Annotated in this window: 14 protein-coding genes and 3 pseudogenes; 4 read left to right on the top strand and 13 right to left on the bottom strand. The window is 66.4% G+C overall.

Annotation, left to right across the window (positions count from 1 at the left end):
* Window positions 1-57 precede the first annotated feature (57 nt).
* A complete protein-coding gene (locus ACX5I6_RS07000; RefSeq protein WP_461839976.1) occupies window positions 58-3,219 on the bottom strand; it encodes an alpha-amylase family glycosyl hydrolase in 3,162 nt (1,053 codons plus the stop codon).
* Window positions 3,220-3,618: 399 nt separating this feature from the next.
* Here ACX5I6_RS07000 and ACX5I6_RS07005 point away from each other — a divergent pair, with 399 nt between their 5' ends.
* The gene (locus ACX5I6_RS07005) at window positions 3,619-4,461 is read left to right on the top strand and encodes a putative protein N(5)-glutamine methyltransferase (protein WP_461839977.1); all 843 of its coding nucleotides are present in this window, start codon (window positions 3,619-3,621) and stop codon (window positions 4,459-4,461) included.
* A 186-nt stretch (window positions 4,462-4,647) separates the two neighbouring features.
* On the opposite strand, the gene ACX5I6_RS07010 is transcribed toward ACX5I6_RS07005, so the two are convergent.
* The 10 genes and pseudogenes from ACX5I6_RS07010 to ACX5I6_RS07055 form a co-directional block, all read right to left on the bottom strand.
* Complete coding sequence (locus tag ACX5I6_RS07010) at window positions 4,648-5,043, bottom strand: YtxH domain-containing protein (protein ID WP_461839978.1); 396 nt, start codon at window positions 5,041-5,043, stop codon at window positions 4,648-4,650.
* Between the two features lie 125 nt (window positions 5,044-5,168).
* Window positions 5,169-5,432 (bottom strand): GlsB/YeaQ/YmgE family stress response membrane protein, encoded by a 264-nt coding sequence (locus tag ACX5I6_RS07015; RefSeq protein ID WP_018763745.1) that lies wholly within the window; start codon window positions 5,430-5,432, stop codon window positions 5,169-5,171.
* Between the two features lie 129 nt (window positions 5,433-5,561).
* The gene (locus ACX5I6_RS07020; RefSeq protein ID WP_461839979.1) at window positions 5,562-6,395 is read right to left on the bottom strand and encodes an aldo/keto reductase; all 834 of its coding nucleotides are present in this window, start codon (window positions 6,393-6,395) and stop codon (window positions 5,562-5,564) included.
* 99 nt (window positions 6,396-6,494) lie between these two features.
* Window positions 6,495-8,051: a long-chain-fatty-acid--CoA ligase gene (locus ACX5I6_RS07025; protein WP_461839980.1), complete on the bottom strand. Its 1,557-nt coding sequence runs from the start codon at window positions 8,049-8,051 to the stop codon at window positions 6,495-6,497.
* A 40-nt stretch (window positions 8,052-8,091) separates the two neighbouring features.
* Window positions 8,092-9,287, bottom strand: a pseudogene (locus ACX5I6_RS07030) (acetyl-CoA C-acetyltransferase).
* A gap of 48 nt (window positions 9,288-9,335) precedes the next feature.
* Window positions 9,336-10,592 (bottom strand): acyl-CoA dehydrogenase family protein, encoded by a 1,257-nt coding sequence (locus ACX5I6_RS07035; RefSeq protein ID WP_461839981.1) that lies wholly within the window; start codon window positions 10,590-10,592, stop codon window positions 9,336-9,338.
* A gap of 129 nt (window positions 10,593-10,721) precedes the next feature.
* The gene (locus tag ACX5I6_RS07040) at window positions 10,722-11,444 is read right to left on the bottom strand and encodes a TetR/AcrR family transcriptional regulator (protein WP_461839982.1); all 723 of its coding nucleotides are present in this window, start codon (window positions 11,442-11,444) and stop codon (window positions 10,722-10,724) included.
* 81 nt (window positions 11,445-11,525) lie between these two features.
* Window positions 11,526-12,547 (bottom strand): annotated as a pseudogene (locus ACX5I6_RS07045) (NAD-dependent epimerase/dehydratase family protein).
* A complete protein-coding gene (locus ACX5I6_RS07050) occupies window positions 12,541-13,512 on the bottom strand; it encodes an aldo/keto reductase (RefSeq protein ID WP_285246893.1) in 972 nt (323 codons plus the stop codon). The pseudogene ACX5I6_RS07045 and the gene ACX5I6_RS07050 overlap by 7 nt, the downstream one beginning before the upstream one ends.
* Window positions 13,513-13,566: 54 nt before the next feature.
* Window positions 13,567-14,388: an aldo/keto reductase gene (locus ACX5I6_RS07055; RefSeq protein WP_461839983.1), complete on the bottom strand. Its 822-nt coding sequence runs from the start codon at window positions 14,386-14,388 to the stop codon at window positions 13,567-13,569.
* 197 nt (window positions 14,389-14,585) lie between these two features.
* On the opposite strand from ACX5I6_RS07055, the pseudogene ACX5I6_RS07060 reads away from it, so the two are divergent.
* Together ACX5I6_RS07060 and ACX5I6_RS07065 are read left to right on the top strand one after the other, a co-directional pair.
* A pseudogene (locus ACX5I6_RS07060) lies at window positions 14,586-15,499 on the top strand (helix-turn-helix domain-containing protein).
* 150 nt (window positions 15,500-15,649) lie between these two features.
* Window positions 15,650-15,856 (top strand): hypothetical protein, encoded by a 207-nt coding sequence (locus tag ACX5I6_RS07065; RefSeq protein ID WP_018763735.1) that lies wholly within the window; start codon window positions 15,650-15,652, stop codon window positions 15,854-15,856.
* An 84-nt stretch (window positions 15,857-15,940) separates the two neighbouring features.
* On the opposite strand, the gene ACX5I6_RS07070 is transcribed toward ACX5I6_RS07065, so the two are convergent.
* Window positions 15,941-16,153 carry a dodecin gene (locus ACX5I6_RS07070; protein WP_018763734.1) on the bottom strand — a complete coding sequence of 71 codons (213 nt, stop codon included), beginning with the start codon at window positions 16,151-16,153 and terminating at the stop codon, window positions 15,941-15,943.
* A 115-nt stretch (window positions 16,154-16,268) separates the two neighbouring features.
* Window positions 16,269-16,973: a FadR/GntR family transcriptional regulator gene (locus ACX5I6_RS07075; RefSeq protein WP_018763733.1), complete on the bottom strand. Its 705-nt coding sequence runs from the start codon at window positions 16,971-16,973 to the stop codon at window positions 16,269-16,271.
* A 172-nt stretch (window positions 16,974-17,145) separates the two neighbouring features.
* Here ACX5I6_RS07075 and ACX5I6_RS07080 point away from each other — a divergent pair, with 172 nt between their 5' ends.
* On the top strand, window positions 17,146-18,645 hold the full coding sequence (locus ACX5I6_RS07080; protein WP_461839984.1) for a four-carbon acid sugar kinase family protein: 1,500 nt from the start codon (window positions 17,146-17,148) through the stop codon (window positions 18,643-18,645).
* The last annotated feature ends 16 nt before the right edge of the window (window positions 18,646-18,661 follow it).

Genomic DNA, 18,661 nt, shown 5'->3' on the forward strand with positions numbered 1-18,661 from the left:
CGCCGCTGCGTGAACTGCCCGGGAAGCGGCGGGGCCCTTCGGTGTTGCCGGCGAACGCTAGCCGGCGGTCATCACATGGATGAAGTGGTCGTAGCGGAAGGTGACCGGGCCGCCGTCGTGCTTAAACACGATGTTGGCGCCAGGCGTTGCCCCGCCCGCTCCGTAGCTGACGTCCCATGACTTGTTGAGGGCGGCCTTGAACTCGTAGCTTCCCGCCGGGAGGTCCGGGATGGACAGCTTCCAGAGGAGGTCGGCAGGGTCCAGTACCAGCTGCGCCTGGGGACAGGACGGCTCCCAGTCCGAGGCGCAGCCCAGCTCGCTGTCCATGCTTCCGGCGGCTGCCACGGCGGCCGGCTGCTGCGACGCGTAGACGGCGCTGAGCAGGTGGGTGCTGTTGTCATAGCGGAACGTGACCGGGCCGCCGGGGTGGTCCAGCACGATGTTCTGCCCGTTGAGCTGGCCGTCTGCGCCGTAGTTTTCGTCCCAGCCGCCGTTGAGCGCTGCCTTGTATTCGTACTTCCCGGCCGGCAGGTCCACGGTCAGCCGCCAGATCCGGTCCGCCGGGTCCAGCGCCATCCGTGCCTGGGAGCAGGCCGGGTCCCATTGTGCGCTGCAGCCCATCGCCTGGTTCAGTGATCCGGCCACCGTGACCGAATCGGGTTGCGGGGCCTGGCCCACCAGGACAGTCCTGGTGTTGCTGGTGATGTTGAAGCCGGCGCCAGTCATCACGGCCCGGTATTGGACCTTGGTGCCGTCCGCCAGTCCGGAGACGTCATCAGTGGCCGAGTACACGGGCGAGGACGAGTCTGTGCCCACAGCAGTCCAGTCCATGCCGTTGACGCTGCGCTCGAAGGACACCACATGGCTTGCCTTCTCCGGGTCGGCGGTGGCACTGAGTTCAACCTTGCCTTCGACGCTGCTGCCGTCGGCCGGCTTCTGCAGGGTCAGCACGGGCGCGGGAACGTTGGTGGAGCGGCTTTGGCTGGTGGCTGTGTGGCCGCCGTTGTCCAGCACGGTGGCGCGGTATTCCAGCGGTGTCCCGGCATCCAGGGCCGCCACGTCGTGGAATACCTGGTACGGGGCGGTATCGTCCGTCCCGATCGGTTCCCAGCTGCCGCCTGCCGTCCTGGCCTCGAAGGTGACCTCGTTGAACGAGGTACCGTCGACGTCGGCCGTCACCTGGATGCGTCCGTTGTCACTCGCGGCTGCCGCCGGTTGCTGGAGGGCGACGGCGGGAGCGGCCTTTGAGTGCGGAATGCGGCCTGAGGATTCGTAGACGACGGCGGAGAGCGGCGGGACGGTCACTGTCAGTTTGGCGTCGTCGGAGGTTTTGGCTTCATCTGCGCCTTCGCCGTAGACGCGCGTGTAGCTGCGCTTGGCGATGTAGGTGGGAACGTCCGCCGTCCGGGCCTGGGCACTGTTGTTCAATGCCACCACGTATTCGCGCTGGTCCTGGGCGTCCGTGCGGGAGAAGGCGTAGATGCCCGGGCCGTCGGAGGCGTAACGGTTTTGGTGCGCGCCGTTCCGCAGCGCCGGGTGCTCCTTGGTGAGGGCTGCAAGCTCCCGGATCTTGGCGTACAGCGGGTGGCTTGGGTTGAAGTTGTCGGTGGCGTGGGTGGCGTCCGTGCCCAGCAGGTCGTCGTCGAGGTAGTCCGGAACTTTGCTGGCGAAGAGCGTCTGCCGGGCATCCTGGTCACCGCCCGGGCCGGTGAATCCCTGTTCGTCGCCGTAGTACACCACCGGGTTGCCGCGCGAGAAGTACATCAGCTCGTGGGCCAGTTCGTCCCGTGCCACCTTCTCGGCGTCGCCTGCGGCGGGGTTGTCCTGGCTGATGAAGCTGCCGATGCGGCCCATATCGTGGTTTCCCAGGAAGGTAGGCAGCTCGTAGACGTTGGAATCGGCGTCGGTGTACCAGTCATCGCCGGCGAAGAAAGCCTGCAGTGCTTTGGCTTCCTGGCTCTTGGACGCGAAGTTGCGGGCGGCATCCTGAAACGGGAAATCCAGGACTGCCTGCATTTTGTTGCGGGTGGTGAACTGGGAGGTGAAGCTCTTGCTGGTATCGAACACCTCGCCGAACATGAAGAATTCGTCCTTGCCGTGTTCCTTGGCGTAGCTGAGGACGTTGGGGCCGAACTCCTGCCAGAACTCGTTGTTCACGTGCTTCATGGTGTCGATCCGGAAGCCGTCCACGCCGAAATTGCCGATCCACGACTTGTAGATGTCTTCCATGCCGTGCACCACCGTCGGATTTTCGGTGAAGAGGTCATCGAGGCCGAAGAAGTCGCCGTACATGGAATCTTCGCCGGTGAAGGTGGTGTCGCCGCGGTTGTGGTAGAGCGTGGGATCGTTCAACCAGGCCGGCACCTTGAGGTTCTCTTCGCCGGGCGCCAGGACCGGCTTGTAGGGGAAGGATGCCCCGGCATCCAGCTGCGGGAAGGTCCCGGTGCCGGCGTAATCCCGGTCATCGAACGGTTGGCCCGAGGCAGTTTTGTACGGTGCGGCGTCCTTCGACACGTAGCCTTTGCGGTCGCCCTCCTGGTAGCCGATGACGTCCGCCGTGTGGTTGGTAATGATGTCGAAGTAGACCTTCATGCCGCGGGCGTGGGCCTGGTCGATGAGCGCCTTGAGTTCATCGTTGGTGCCCAGGTGCGGATCGATCTGGGTGAAGTCGGTGACCCAGTAACCGTGGTAACCGGCCGACTTGTCCTCCGGCTGGACTGCCTTGTTCTTGAAGCTGGGCGTCAACCAGATGGAGGTGGTGCCCAGGCCCTGGATGTAGTCGATCTTGTTGAGCAGGCCAGCCAGGTCGCCGCCGTTGTAGAAACCCTTCTTGGTGGGGTCGAAGCCGGACACCATGGGATCCGGGCCCAGACCGCCCTGGTCGTTGGCGGTGCTGCCGTTGTTGAACCGGTCCGCCATGACAAAGTAGAAGTTTTCGTCGGTCACCGGGCCGCGCAGCGAATGCAGTGCCGGAGCGGATCCGGGGTCCTTGGTCCCTGGCGCCGCCTGGGCCGGGAGAACCGCAATGCCTGCGGCCAGTGCCGTTGCCAGCAATGCGGCGGCGGACCGGGCAGCGGTGTAGCAGACTGCGGCAGTTGGCCGGAATGCGGCGCGGCGGGACCGTTTGTTCCGTCGGGACGCAGGGACGTGTTGGGAGGGTGCCGGAGTGCCCGGCAGGTGGGCGCGTGGGGGCGCGCCATGAGGGGTGCGGAATAACAAGGGTGAGACCTTCCTGGGAAGCAGCGCTGCTGTACAGGCGTGCCGTTGACATGGGGATGCGGCAGGAGAAGCTCGAAAGGACAGCTTGCTGTCCTTGTGAACCAAGTCACAACTGTAAGCGCTTGCATCGGATTACTCCAGCGTTTGGGGAAGGTGGCTTACCCGGATGCCTTGCCGTCAGCCGGCGGCTATGAGGGCGGTGGGTGACGGGGTGGAAAGGCGGTGCAGGACTGGGCCCCATTTCCCTGCATCGCGCTGGCCGCTAGCATGGGAATTCCGGCTGTGGCAGGAGGGCGCCGTGCCGTTTTCTGCAGTTTCGGAGGCCTGCCGGATGCCGTTCGAAACTCTTGGCGGCCGGTGCGGTGGGTGTTCCTGCTGATTCACCTGAGAGGCGTCGACATGCCAGTTCCTGAATCAAGCGCTGTTGCCGGCCACCCCACCCGGGCCTTCGACCACATCGTCACCCTCCTGCGCTCGGCCGGTTGCGTTTTCGCCGAGGAGGAGGCCCGGCTGCTGCTGGCGGAAGCGTCCGGGCCAGCAGAGCTCGCGCGGAATGTGCGGCGGCGCGTTGAGGGGGTGCCGCTGGAGTACGTGCTGGGCTGGGCGGAGTTCGCGGGCCGCCGCATTGGTGTTGAGGCCGGGGTTTTCGTACCCCGGCGCCGCACTGAGCTGCTGGCCAACCACGCTGTGGCACTCTTGTCCGGCTGGTCAGTGGCGGAACCCCCGGTGGTCGTCGACCTGTGCTGCGGGTCCGGTGCCGTGGGGGCAGCCATCCTGTACGCGTTGCCCGGCGTGGAGCTGCACGCGGCCGACATCGACGCCACCGCCACCCGGTGTGCGATGCGAAACATCGGGCCGCTTGGCGGCCGCGTCCACCGGGGCGATCTGTTCGAGGCACTCCCTTCCTCGCTGCACGGCCGGGTCGGGCTGCTGGCTGTCAACGCGCCCTATGTGCCCACCGGGGCCATCAGGACCATGCCGCCCGAGGCCCGGCTCCACGAGCCTGTGGCCTCGCTGGACGGCGGCGAGGACGGGCTGGACTTCCACCGACGCGTTGCCGCCGGCTCCATCGAGTGGCTCGCACCCGGAGGACACGTGCTGATCGAAACCAGTGATCGCCAAGCGGCCGGCACAGCTGCCATCCTGTCCGGGGCCGGTTTCCGGACGCAGACGGTCCGCTCGGAGGACCTGGACGCGACGGTGGTGGCGGGGCGCGCCCTGACCGGGACCGGCAGGGGCTAAGTCCCGCCGCGGCGCAGGAATTCTGCCCTTTGGAAATGACCCCGCCGCGCTTAAAACAATGCTGGCCGCCGCGTCCCCCAAGGATCGCGACGGCCAGCAAGGCGATTCAGTTGTAGCACAACACTGGCCGGCTGTGCTTGTCACACGGCTGCAGCACTGAATTATGGCGAAGACCTGGAGTCAGGCCTAACGTCCGGCCATGTCCGAGGTGCCAAGGTTGGTGGTCTCCGGGTGGGTACTGTGGGCGGGAACGTGGTCTTCGCCCACCCCTGCCGCGCTGTCAGTCGGAGAGATGCCCGGAACGGTGGCGGAGGTCCGGCTCCCGTCGGACGCACCGTCGCGGTGCATTGCGGAGCCGATCACGGTGCCTGCCCTGCGGGCGGCTTCGCCGAGCTGGTCTGCCACTTCAGGAGCCTTATCCTTGACGGCCTCCGTGGCTGCGGCGACCTTCTCCTGGACCGGCTTGCTTTCCCAGATGCCGGCCGCGCGCGCCTTCAGTTTGTCGTACGCTGCACGGCCGGACCGTGAGCCGAGAACGTAGCCGACAGCCACGCCCACACCCAAAAGAAGCTTGTTTTTCACGATGAACTCCTGCTCTGCGAGAGGGTTGTCAGTTCCGGCAGTGGGCGGGGGCGCCCGTTGCCGGAGAAATGAAAGCCGGCCTGGGGAGGATGTCCCCAAGCCGGCTTCCTGGCTTGCCCGAGGTGTTAGCGGGCGCTGCGCCGAGTGACCATGCCGTAGATGGCAAGGACGATCAGCGAGCCGACGATCGCCAGCAGCCACGTCTGGATGGAGAAGAACTCCTGCAGTCCACTGCCGAAGATCATTCCGCCCAGCCAGCCGCCGAGGAGCGCACCAACAACGCCCAGGATCAGCGTGACGACCCAGCCGCCACCCTGCCTGCCCGGGAGGATCGCCTTAGCGATCGCACCAGCGATAAGTCCGAGAATCAGAAATGCAATAAATCCCATTTGTTGCTCTCTTCCTAGGTAGAGGAGGCCTCCGGGTCCCGGAGGCACTTCATCCTTCTGGCTCAATAGTAATCATGCTTACTATCTATTTGCCAACCTGTTTTGGAAAAAGTGCTCTCCAGGCTGTTTCTAGTGCCCGGTTTTGTCGGAATCATTGCCGGCCCCGGGACCCTCGTCCAGGACCGAAAGTTCCGCTAGATCCTGCGGGTCCAGGGCGAAATCGAACACGTCCAGATTCTCCCGCATCCGCTCCGGGGACGAGGTCTTGGGAATCGTTACCAATCCGTTTTGTATGTGCCATCGCAGGACCAGCTGGCCGGGTGTTTTCCCGTGTTTTTCCGCCAGTTGCGCCAGAATGGGGGCACCCAGCAAACCCGCTCCGGATCCACCCAATGGGCTGTAGGATTCCGTGACGATCCCGTGCCTGGCATGGAATTCGCGCTCAGCGGTCCGGGTAATTGCGGGGCTGAGCTGGACCTGGTTGACCGCGGGCACCACGTCCGTCTCCGCCATCAGGCGCTCCAGGTGCGACGGCTTGAAATTGGACACCCCAATGGACCTGGCCTTTCCCTCCGCCTGCAGCCGCTCGAACGTCTGCCAGGTGGAAATATATTGGTCCCTGCCCGGGAGGGGCCAATGGATCAGCAGAAGGTCCACGTACTCCAGGCCCAGGCGTTTCAGCGAGCCTTCCAGTCCTGAGACGGCGCGGTCGTGGCCCTGGAACTCACCGTCGAGCTTGGTGGTGATGAAGAGCTCGCTGCGGTCCAGTCCGCTCGCCCGGATGCCGTTGCCCACGCCGCGTTCGTTGCCGTACTTCACGGCCGTATCGATGTGCCGGTACCCGGCTTCCACGGCCTGTACGACGGCGGCAGCCACCTGGTCGTCGTCCAGCGGCCAGGTGCCAAGGCCCATTTGGGGAATGCTGTTGCCGTCATTGAGGGGGATGAGCGGTGCAAGTGTCATGGCATCAGTCTGCCCTGAATCGGCCGCGGCGGTGCCTTCGTCCATGAGGTTTCGGGGGAAGCTTTGGGGTTTGTCCTCCGGTGTGCCGGTCCCGCGGGCTTAGCCGGCGTCCCCGGCCAGTTTCCGCTTGAGGATCTTTCCACTTGGTCCGAGGGGCAGTTCGGAGAGGATCCTGACCACCCGCGGGTACTTGTAGGCCGCCAGTCGGGTGCTGGCGAACTCGACCAGCTCGGATTCGGTGACGGCGGCTCCCGGGTCCAGTACGATTGCGGCCGCGATCTCCTGCCCATGCATCTCGTCCGGAATTCCGTAAACGGCGGCGCTGACCACGGCCGGGTGGGTCAGCAGGACTTCCTCCACCTCCCGGGGATAGACGTTGTATCCATTGCGGATGATCATGTCCTTCTTGCGGTCCACGATGGTGAGGTAGCCGTCGTCGTCCTTTGTCCCAAGGTCGCCGCTGCGGAACCAGCCGTCCACCACCGCTTCCGCCGTTGCCTCCGGGCGGTTGAGGTAGCCCTTCATCAGCAGGTGTCCGCGGATCACGAGCTCGCCCAGTTCCCCGTTGGGCAGCAGTTCGATGCTTTCCACCGTCTCGGGACGGGCGATCTCGATGTCCACGCCCCAGATCGGGACCCCGATGGTTCCCGGCCGGGGAGGGGTGCCCACGTGGTTGAAGGCGGCCACCGGGGAGGTCTCGGTGAGGCCGTAGCCTTCATGGATTTCCACCCCAAAGACGTCGCGGAACCGGTCCATCACGGCCAGCGGAAGGGAGGCCCCGCCGGAGATGCCGTACCGCAAGGCCGCCGGCCGTTCAGGCGCTGACTTGGCGGCTTCCAGGAGAGCGACGTACATGGTGGGCACGCCGAGGAAGATGTTCACGTCGTGCTTTACCAGCAGCTGCAGGGCGTCTGCGCCGGTGAATCGCGGCATCAGGACGATCGTGGCACCGGCGCGGAGTCCCGTGTTGAGGACAACGGTCTGGCCGAAGGTGTGGAACAGGGGCAGTCCACCGAACAGGACGTCGCCGGGCCGGAAGTCCATCACGCTGGTGAGCAGGACGCTGGTCTGTTCCACCAGGGCGAAGTGCGTGCCCAGCGCCCCTTTCGGTTTGCCCGTGGTGCCCGAGGTGTAAAGGATGGTGGCCGTGTCCGAGGGGCGGCAGGGTTCATAGGTCCGGATGGGGTCGGCGGCGGCGGCCGCCGTCTCCAGCCGGGGGAACCCGTCGTCGTCCGGTGCCAACACCGTCACCACGTCCACTCCGCTGGCGGCAGCACCCGCCGCACCCTCGGCCAGGAGCGGGGCAGCGCAGATCAGCAGCCCGGCCCCGCTGTCCTGCAGGACATATTCGATCTCACGGGCCTTGAGCAAGGCGTGCACTGGGACCACGATGGCGCCCAGGGACAGGATGGCGTAGTAAACCCGCGCGAAGTCCGGAACGTTGGGAATCAGGACGGCGACGGCGTCTCCCGAACCTATGCCGCGGGCCCGCAACGCTCCGGCGTAGGCGCGGGTCTGGCTCCACAGGTCCCGGTAGCTGACCTGGTCCTCACCGACGACGAGGGCAATGCTGTCCGGGGTCCGGTGTGCCGATTCGGCCAGGATGGCGGCGACAGAGATGGTGGCGAAACCGTCGGCGGAGTTGTTGGTGTTCATGGCCTGCTTCTTTGGTGGGAGTGGCGCGCTGGTGGGAGGGTCAGGCTTTGAGGATGAGGGCGTCGCCTTGGCCGCCGCCCCCGCAGAGGGCTACGACGCCGGTGCCGCCGCCGCGCCGTTTGAGTGCCAACGCCTGGTGCAGCACCAGGCGGGCGCCCGAGGCGCCGACGGGGTGGCCCAGGGCAATCGCCCCGCCCTCGGCGTTTACCGTTTCGGCGTCGATGCCAAGATCGTTCGCGGACTGGATCAGGACCGAGGCGAAGGCCTCGTTGATTTCCACCAGGTCGAGGTCCTGCGTGCTGAGGCCCTCGACCTTGAGGGCGCGCTCGATGGCCCGTGCGGGCTGGGAGTGCAGTGATCCGTCCGGGCCGGCAGTCTGGCCGTGCGCGCCGATCTCGGCGATCCATTCCAGCCCCGCGGCGATGGCGGCTGCCTTGCTGGCAATCACCAGTGCGGCCGCGCCGTCGGACAGAGGCGACGCCGAGCCGGCGGTGATGGTGGCTGCGGCATCCTTTGAGAAGGCAGGCCGGGCTGGGCCAGCGATTCGGCCGTGGTTTCCGGCCGGATGCCCTCGTCGTGCTCAAGGGTCAGGGCGGGGCCTTTGCGCTGCGGTACCTGGATCGGCGCGATTTCCTCTGCCAGGACACCGGAAGCGCGCGCCGCTTCGGCGCGCTGGTGGGAGCGGGCGGCCACGGCGTCCTGCTCGGCACGGGTGATCCCGCGTTCGACGTTTCCGGCGTCAGTTGCCTCGCCCATCAGTTTGCCGCTCACCGGATCCTGGAGCCCGTCGTGGTTCAGTGAGTCCAGCATGGGGGCATCGCCGATGACGACGCCGGCGCGAAGCCCGGGCACAAGGTGCGGTGCGTTGGTCATTGATTCCTGGCCGGCGGCGACAATGAAGTCGGCTTCGCCGGTGCGGATCATCCGGGCGGCGTCAATGACTGCCGTCAGGCCGGACAGGCAGAGCTTGTTGATGGTGATGGTGGGAACGTCCCAGCCGATGCCGGCGGCCAGGCTGGCCTGCCGCGCCGGGCCCTGGCCGGCGCCGGCCTGGATGACCTGCCCCACGATGACGGCTCCGATGAGTTCCGGGGCCACGCCCGTCCGTTCCAGCGCTGCCCGGATCGCGTGGGCGCCCAGCTCGCTTGAGGAGAAGGGGGTGAGGCCGCCGCGGAACCTGCCGAAGGGAGTCCGGGCGCCGCCGAGGATGACGGGGATGTTGGCGTTCTGGTTCAAGAACAATCCTTTCGGGACGATGGGGCGGCCAAAGTCGGCCGGCAGGGGTCAGGCGAAGGCGGAGACACCTGTGATGCCGCGGCCGATGATCAGGGCCTGCACGGTTTCGGTGCCTTCGTAGGTATGGATCGCTTCGATATCGGCCAGGTGCCGGGCCACCCGGTTGGCCAGCAGGATGCCGTTGCCGCCCAACAGGTCGCGGGCATTCGAGGCGATCCCGCGGGCCGTCCGGGTGCAGGTGTACTTGACCAGCGAGGCCTGCTCCGGGGTCAGCGTTCCGGCTTCGTCGAGCCGGGTCATCTGCACCACCATGAGCTGCATGGTGGCCAGTTCGCTGAGCATCCGAGCCAGGCGCTCCTGGATGATCTGGGAGGCGGCCAAGGGCCGGCCGAACTGCTTGCGCTGCTTGGCGTACTGGACGGCCGTCTCGTAGCAGGCGGTGGCATGCCCGACGGCGGACCAGGCCACACCGAGCCGGGTCGCCAACAGGACGCGGGCCGTGTCCTTGAACGTGCGTGCGCCCGGCAGGACGTTGCTTTCGGGCACAAAGACGTTCTCCAGCCGGATGTGGGCCTGCCAGATGGCGCGAAGGGCCAGCTTGCCCTCGATCCTGGTGGCGGCGTAGCCGGGGGAATCCTGGGGGACCAGGTAGCCGTGCACCTGGCCATCGTCACCGCGCGCCCAGACAACGCTGACGCCGCCGATGGAGCCGTTGCCAATCCACTTCTTTTCGCCATTGAGCAGGAATCCGCCGTCAGTGCGGGTCGCCGTAGTTTCCAGGGCCACGGAGTCGGATCCATGGGTGGGCTCCGTGAGGGCAAAGGCTGCATACTCGGTTCCGCGGGCGATCGCGGGCAGCCAGCGTTCCATCTGCGCCTCGGATCCGCACTCCGCGACGGACCGCAGGGCGAGGCCGCCCTGGACCGCGATCATGGTGGCCACGGATCCGTCCCCGCGGCTGATTTCCATGTTCACCAGTCCGGCGGCCATGCTGCTCATCGGTTCGAAGCCGTCCACGGCGATGCCGTCGCGGAGCAGGTCAAGTTCGCCGAGGCGGTGCAGGAGGTGCAGCGGGTACTCACCGCGCTCCCAGTACCCGTCGATGACAGGGAGGACTTCCTCCTGGACGAAGCGGCGGGCACGGTCCCAGTACTTTCGGTCTTCGGTGTTGATGCCGGCAAAGACCGAGGCGGGATCGGTGCCGAGGGCCTCGGTGAGAAGGTACTCGGGTTCCACCGTCCCGGCCGGGAAGTCCGGCGCACCGCCGGTGACGGTGGGTGCCGGGCTGGGCGACGTCGTCGTCATGTCTGCATCCTCTGGTTCAGCGGCGGCTGCGGGCCGCCCGGGTGATGTGGCTCACGCCGCACCGACTAAGAATGCACTGAAACGCAGTCCCACGTCAAGAAACTCCGTGCCAAATTGCGTGCCCGGGCGTCAGGGCAAGGCATCGCGGACCGCCTGGGCGATGGCATCCTTGTCCGCCGGGCCGGCGAGCACGGTGACGACGACTGTGGCCGCCTTCTGATCCGTGGTGTCAACAGTGGCGCCAGGACCGAGGAGGATTGGCCGGAACGTATCGGCCAGCGCTGCGAGTTCACTCGCGAGGGCTGCCGCCCGGGCCCTGTCAGGCTGCCCGGATTCCCCGGGCGCGGGGGACGCGCGAAGCCATTGCCGGAGGAAGGCGTTATGCACGGCCACCACGGCTGCGGCGAAGGCAACGGCGGCGTACTCGCGGTGGCCGTCCTTGGGCAGGTTGTCATTGAGGTACCGCAGGAAGGCCCGCTCATACCGGTGGGAGGTGACCAGTTCCCGGTCCCGGAGGGCCGGCACCGCCTGCAGCAGACCGTACCGGGCCAGGGACGTTTCGCGGTTCCGCAAATGGTGGTCGAACACCAGGAGTGCCGCATCCGCCACGGCGGCCAGGGGCTCCAGCCGCGAGTCCGCCAGCCGGTTGTTCACCTGCTGCAGGATGCGCTCATGGTCAGCGAAGACCACATCCTCCTTGGACCCGAACCTCCGGAAGAACGTGCTGCGGCTCATGCCCGAGGCCTCCGCGAGTTCCTCAACAGACGTCGCATCGAAACCCTGCTTTGCCAGGAGTTCGATGGCGGCGGCGACAGGCCCGTCGGCAGGATGGCTGGGAGGGGGTGAGGTCATGCGCCGAAATCTAGCACAGCGGCAATGTGGCCGGCCTGCCGCGGGATGGTGCGGCAGGCCGGCCACACCGGCAGGTACGGATCAGGCGCCTTGCCGGGCCCAGCCGGTGAGCTTGTCCGAAAGCTGCATATAGGCCTCGTTGACCTGCTGCAGCTCCGGGTGGGCGTCGTACCACCGGACAATTTCCCGGGCTCCGTCCGCGAACGGGATGGTGGCCGTGTAGTCCGGGACCAGGGATTTGATCTTGGTGTTGTCGAAGACCACCGAGTGGGACCGGTCGCCCAGCAGGTTTGAGCCCAGTTCCTGGTCGTGCGCGGCGATGGTCTGGGATGCCACGTGCACCAGTTCGGGTTCACGGACGCCTGCCGCCCGGGCGAACAGCCGGTAGATCTGGTTCCACGGCAGGTATTCGTCGGAGGTGATGGTGTAGCTTTCACCCACCGCCTGGGGCCTTCCGAGCAGGCCAACAAACGCCTTGGCGAAGTCTTTGCTGTGCGTCAGCGTCCACAGTGAGGTGCCATCGCCGTGCACCATGACCGGAAGTCCGCTCCGCATCCGGTGGATGTCCGTCCAGCCGCCCACCATGGCGATTTTGGTGCGGTCGTAGGTGTGCGACGGCCGGACCACGGTCAGCGGAAAGTCCTCTTCCCGGTAGGCCCGGAACAACAGTTCCTCGCACGCGATCTTGTCCCGGGAGTACTGCCAGAAGGGATTCTTCAATGGCGTGGACTCCAAGATGGGCAGCCTGGTGGGCGGCTTCTGGTAGGCAGAGGCGGAGCTGATGAAGACGTACTGGCCCACCCGGTCCCGGAACAGTTCCATGCTGGTTTGCGCCTGGTCCGGGGTATAGGCGATGAAGTCCGCCACGGCGTCGAACTCCCTGCCGCCCAGCACCTCACGGACGGCGGCCGCATCACGGACGTCCGCGTGCAGCACTTCAGCCCCGTCCGGAACCGGCCTGGTGGATTGGCCCCGGTTCAGGATGGTCAGCCGGTGGCCCAGCGCGACGGCGTGTTCTGCCGCCGCCGCGCTGATGACCCCGGTGCCGCCGACGAAAGGAGGTTCCTTGGCGCCACCGTGCCGGCCGCAAGGGGATTTACCACGCGTAGTCTTCCGGTGCCGTGCGGTGGCCGGGGAAGATGTCGTCGAGCCGCTTGAGCGCGTCTGCGTCGAGAGTGACGTCCAGGGCGCGGATGGCGGCATCCAGTTGTTCCTGCGTGCGCGGGCCCACGATCGGGGCGGTCACGGCGGGCTGGTGCAGCAGCCACGCCAGTGCGACGTCGCCCGGTTCGTGCCCCAGTTCGTCGGCGAAGTCCTCGTACTGGCGGATCTGGTCTTCATGCTTCTTCAGCGTCTCGGCGGCACGGCCTTCGGTACGCCGCACGCCCTGGCGCTCCTTCTTCAGCACACCGCCCAACAGGCCACCCTGCAGCGGGGACCAAGGGATCAGGCCCAGGCCGTACTGCTGCGCCGCCGGGATGACTTCCAGCTCCACCTGCCGCATGAACAGGTTGTAGATGGACTGTTCGCTGACCAGCCCGGTGTAATTCCGGCGCCGCGCCGCTTCCTGGGCCTGGGCGATGTGCCAGCCGGCGAAGTTGCTGCTGCCGGAGTACAGGATCTTGCCCTGCTGCACCGCCACCTCGATGGCCTGCCAGATCTCGTCCCACGGTGTGTCACGGTCGATGTGGTGGAACTGGTACACATCGATGTAGTCCGTCTGCAGCCGCTTGAGGCTCGCATCCAGGGCCCTGCGGATGTTCAGTGCCGAGAGCTTGGACTCGTTGGGCCGGTCCGTCATGGTGCCGTAGAGCTTGGTGGCCAGGACGGTGTTCTCCCGGCGCTCGCCGCCCTTCGCGAACCAGCGCCCAATGATTTCCTCGGTCCAGCCGCGGTGGTCTGCCCCGCCATACACGTTGGCGGTGTCGAAGAAGTTGATGCCGGACGCGTGCGCGGAGTCCATGATGCTGTGGGCGTCCGCTTCCTCCGTCTGCGGCCCGAAGTTCATGGTGCCAAGGCAGAGGCGGGAGACTTTCAGGCCGGAGCGGCCCAGGTGGGTGTACTGCACGGAAGATCCTTTCGGTGGTGGAGCTTGTCGGCCCGGTGGTCGGGCTTGTCGAAACTACATCTGGGTAAAGGCCGCGACGGCGGGATCGGACCCGATGCGGGCACCGGACTCAAGTGCCGTAATGGCGGCCAGTTCGTCGGTGGAGAGCGTGAGCGATGATGCCGCGAAGTTTTCCCGGATCCGGCCGGGGTTGGCCGACTTGGGGATGACGATGTTTCCCTGGGCCAGGTGCCAGGCGAGTACCACTTGGGCAGTGGTGGCCTCGTGGGCGCTGGCGATCGCGGTGACGGCGTTTCCGTTCAGGTCCCCGCCCTGGCCCAGCGGGCTGTACGCCTCCACGGCGATGCCCAGGTCCCGGCACTTTGCGGCGAGGTCCGCCTGCTGGTAGCTGGGGTGCAGTTCGATCTGGTTGACGGCAGGGACGGTTTCGGCGGACTCCAGCAGGGTGTCCAGGTGGTCGGAGAGGAAGTTCGAGACCCCGATCGCGCGGATTTCCTTGTTCTGGTACAGCCGCTCCATCTCCTTCCACGCCTGGACGAACAAACCCTGTGAGGGGACCGGCCAGTGGATGAGGTAGAGGTCGATGAAGTCCAGGCCCAGTGCTTTGCGGCTGTTTTGGAAGGCCTCCTGCGCGCGGCCCTGCTCGCCGTTGCGCAGCTTGGTGGTTACGAAGATCTCGTCGCGGTCGATGCCGGTGGCGGCCAGCGCCGCACCCACTCCGGCCTCGTTGCGATAGGCGGCGGCGGTATCGATGTGCCGGTAGCCGGCCTCAAGGGCGTCCTCCACGGTGCGCTGGGTGTCTTCCGGCGGAACCTGGAAAACGCCGAAGCCAAGTTGCGGGATGGTGACGCCGTTGTTGAGTGTCAGCTCTGACATGGGTGTGCTCCTAGGACGATGGTGATGTGGATCGGTGCCGGCTGCTCGACGAAGAAAGCGGTTTCCGCTGGCTCACTCCTGAGCCTATGCACTTTTGCCCGACAAGTCAGCAGGCAAGGCTGTTCCTGTTTTTCCTAGGATTCCCAGTCCTACCTTTTGGGTGGAGCGGGGCACCCTTCCCGGGCAGAATGGTCTGCATGGGTCAAAGCGCCGAGTTCGGAAAATTCCTCAAAGCCATGCGGTCCCGGCTGAGTCCGGAGGTTGCCGGAACGGGTCCCAGCACCGGTGCCCGCAGGGTTCCGGGCCTGCGGCGGGAGGAAGTGGCGCGGCTGGCCGGGGTCAGCACCGACTACTACGTCCGGCTGGAGCAGGGGCGCAACATCCACCCCTCACGTACCGTCCTGGACGCCGTGGCAAGGGCGCTGCGGCTGGACAGCAGCGAGCACGCGCACATGCTGGACCTGCTGGAGAACTGCGCCGGTGGTCCGCGCGAGGCCGGCACGGCGGCTGCGCAGGGTGTCCGGCCCGCGCTGCGCCAGCTCCTCGACGCGGTGGGGGAGGTTCCCGCCCTGGTACTGGGCCGGCGCAGCGATGTCCTGGCCGGCAACCGGATGGCGTTCCTGCTGTTCACCGATTTTCCGGCACTGCCTGCGGCGGAGCGGAACCTCACCCGCTGGACCATCCTTGATCCAGCGGCGCGGGAGCTTTTCAGGGACTGGAAGACAGTGGCTGCCGAAGCCGCCGGATCCCTTCGGCTCGACGTGGGCCGGCATCCCAACGATCCCCAGGCCAACCACCTGGTGGGGAGCTGGCCGTGAACAGCGAGCATTTCCGCCAGTGGTGGGCCGGGCACCGGGTGGCCACCAGGGCGGCGGGAACTGTCCGGCTGCACCATCCGGCGGTGGGCGACCTGGAACTGAACTTTGAGAACCTGGTCCTGCCGGAGGATCCCGACCAGATGCTGCGGGTGTATTCGGCCCGTCCGGGCTCGCCGTCGTCGGACGCGTTGGCCCTGCTTGGCAGCCTGGGTGCGCCCAGTGCTCCTGGTGCGGGGGATGCAAGCACGCTGCGGGCCGCAGCCACGGCGGCCGACGGCGGCCCGGCGGACTAAGCGGGGCGGCAAGGGCGCGGTAACTGTACATTCGTCCAGCGAATGGCACCGATTCTGGCCAGCCGCCCATTGGGCTTCGGCCGGCTGTTTCCTAGGGTTGAAGAGCAAGCTTTCCCGCCCGGTTCTTATCACCCCAGGATGGTCTCAACGATGAAACGCATCGCACTGCTGAAGGAACGCCAGGCTTCCGCCGGTGCCACGTCCACAGCCACGGGTTCGCACTGCCCGGCCTCCGGACTCTGGAGCCCGGACTCCGATTCCCGCACCGTCCTGTCCTTCTTCGAAGGCCAGGTTTTCCCCGCGTTCGACGGCGTTCCAACAGTCTGGCGGCGCCGCAGCCCGGGAACAGCCAACTAAGGCACGAGCCCGGGGCACCAAGCTTGAAATCGGGAGGTCGTGAAGCCAGTGCTTCACGACCTCCCGGCGTTAAGGCTGGAGTGCTCAGTGATCTTCCAGCCGGAAGCCGAGTTTGATGGTTACCTGCCAGTCCGCGACCTTGCCTTCCTCCAGGTGGCCGCGGATTTCCTTCACCTCGAACCAGTCGAGGTTCCGGAGGGTCTGGGAGGCTTTGGCGATCCCGTTCCGGACCGCGTCGTCCACGCCTTCGGTGGAGGTGCCGACAATTTCAGAAATGCTGTACGTGTGGTTGGACAACTTCGCTCCTCGTGATCATCGTTGCTCCCGGTTGCGGGCCGTTCCTGAAGCCTAGTGGCACTGCGAGAGCGTTGACCAGAGGGGCGGGCCCCCTTCATACAGGCCGCCCGCGGACTCACTTGGCGGGCAGGACCAGGTTCCGCAGGTCGTCCAGGGTCTGCTGCATGTGGGCGTCCATGGCGGTGCGGGAGCGGGCCGGGTCGCGGGACTCGAGGGCCTCGGCGATGTTCTGGTGGTGCCCGATGGCGTGTTCCTGGATGGCCGGTACCGCCGAAGTCTCGGCGCGCCGCTTTTCCAGGACGCGGTGCAGCGGCTCGAACAGGACCGAGACGAAGACGTTCCCCGAGGCGCGCAGGATGACGTCGTGGAAGCCGAGATCGGCTTCTACGAACGCTGCGACGTCGTTGATGCTGTTGGCGGCCTTCATGGCGGAAACGTAGGCGAACAAGGAGGCAATGTCCTCCTCCGAGATGCGTCCGGCGGCAAGTTCGCAGGCTCCGGTTTCCAGCATCCGGCGGAGCTCGATGAGCTGGATGGAGGCGTCGGCGTCGTTCTTGCCTTCCGATGCCGCCCGCAGCACCGCTTCCAGCGATGTCCACCGGCTCAGGGGGTTGACGAACGTCCCCCGCCCGCGTTCGACGCTGAGGATCTGTTGGGCCTGGAGCGTCTTCATGGCTTCACGGACCGTCATGCGGCTGACTTCATGGCGGGCGCTGAGTTCCAGTTCGCCGGGAACCGTGGCGCCGGGCGGAAACTCGCCTTCGATGATGCGGTCCAGCAGCTCATCGGCCACGATGCCGACCAGCGATTTCCTTGCCATGGTTCCCCCGCTTCCTGCTTCCGGCCCACGCCCGGCGGATATGTCAGACAAGTCTACTTGCGCGTCTTTATGCCGTGTGCCACACTAACATTCAAATGCAAGATGTCAGACATCTTACAGTTACCTTTACATCAGTATCCGGGTCCCGGATCGCTACACAATGGAGTGCACTGTGACGCTTGAAGCAGACCTTCTGGCCGCCTATCCGGCAGACCTCGAGATCCCCGCAGGACTCGTTGCCGGCACCCTGGCCGCTTCCAACGCAGAGGTTCCCCGCGTCCTGGTGGTGCTCGACGACGACCCCACCGGCACCCAGTCCGTGGCAGACCTCCCCGTGCTCACCAGGTGGGACGTGGAGGACTTCACCTGGGCTTTTGCGCAGGGGAAACCCGCGGTCTACGTCCTCACCAACACCCGGTCCCTCGACCCCGCCGAAGCGGCAGCGCGCAATGAGGAAGTGGTCCGCAACGCCCTCACCGCAGCAGGATCGCCCGACTCCCTGCGGCTGGGATTCGTCAGCCGCAGCGACTCCACCCTCCGCGGCCACTACCCGCTGGAGCCCGACGTCATCGCGGCCACCGTTGCGGAGGTCAGCGGAGAGAAGACCGACGGCGTGGTCCTGGTCCCCGCATTCCCCGACGCCGGCCGGCTCACCATCGGCGGCGTCCACTACATGCGCGGCACCGGTGACGCCAAGGGCACTGTGCTCCCCGTCTCCGAGACCGAATTCGCCAGGGATGCGTCCTTCGGCTTCAGCACCTCCGTCATGGCCGACTATGTCGCTGAGAAATCCCAGGGCAGGTTCCCCGCGGACTCAGTGGTCGTCCTGGACCTGAACATTATCCGTGCCGGCGCCGCCGCCCAGGACCCGGCCATCTCCGCCAAGGCGATCGCGGACGCCATCGAGCCCGCCACCGATTCCACGCCCATCGTGGCGGACATCGTCACCGAGAACGACTTCCGCGCCCTGGCGCTGGGCCTGGAAGAGGCCGAACGCCGCGGCAAGAAGCTCCTGTACCGCGTGGGCCCGCCATTCGTCCGCGGCCGGATCGGCCAGGAAGTCCGCACCGCACTGACTTCCGAAGAGGCCTACGCAGGCAACACCCCGTCGGAGGCGGGCGGCCTGATCGTGGTGGGCTCGCACGTCGGCCTGACCACCCGCCAGCTCAACGTCCTCACCGCCGAACACAGCTCGGCGCACATCATCGAGATCGACGTCGAGAAGCTCCTCGCCGCCGAAACTGGAACGGCCGACCCCGACGCCATGGAGCACCTGGACCGCACGGTGGACGCCGTGGTCGAGGCCCTTCACGCCGGTGACGTGATCGTCCACACCAGCCGCCTGCTGATCAAGACGGACGACCCCGCCGAAAGCCTGCGGATCGCCCGCACGGTCTCCGCCGCCGTCGTGGACGTGGTCAACCGCACCCTGAAGACCTTCCCGCCGCGGTTCGTCATCGCCAAGGGCGGGATCACGTCCTCCGACGTCGCCGCCCACGGCCTGGAAATCCGGCACGGCATTGTCCGCGGTCCCATGCTCCCGGGCATCGTCAGCCTCTGGGAACCGGTGGACGGCCCCGCCAAGGGCATCCCGTACATCGTGTTCGCCGGCAACGTGGGCGACGACGACTCCCTGGCCCAGGTCACCCGCAAGCTCAGCAACAAGTTCTAAGAGTCCCGAACAAATT

It is taken from the genome of Arthrobacter sp. MMS24-T111 (genome assembly GCF_054888995.1).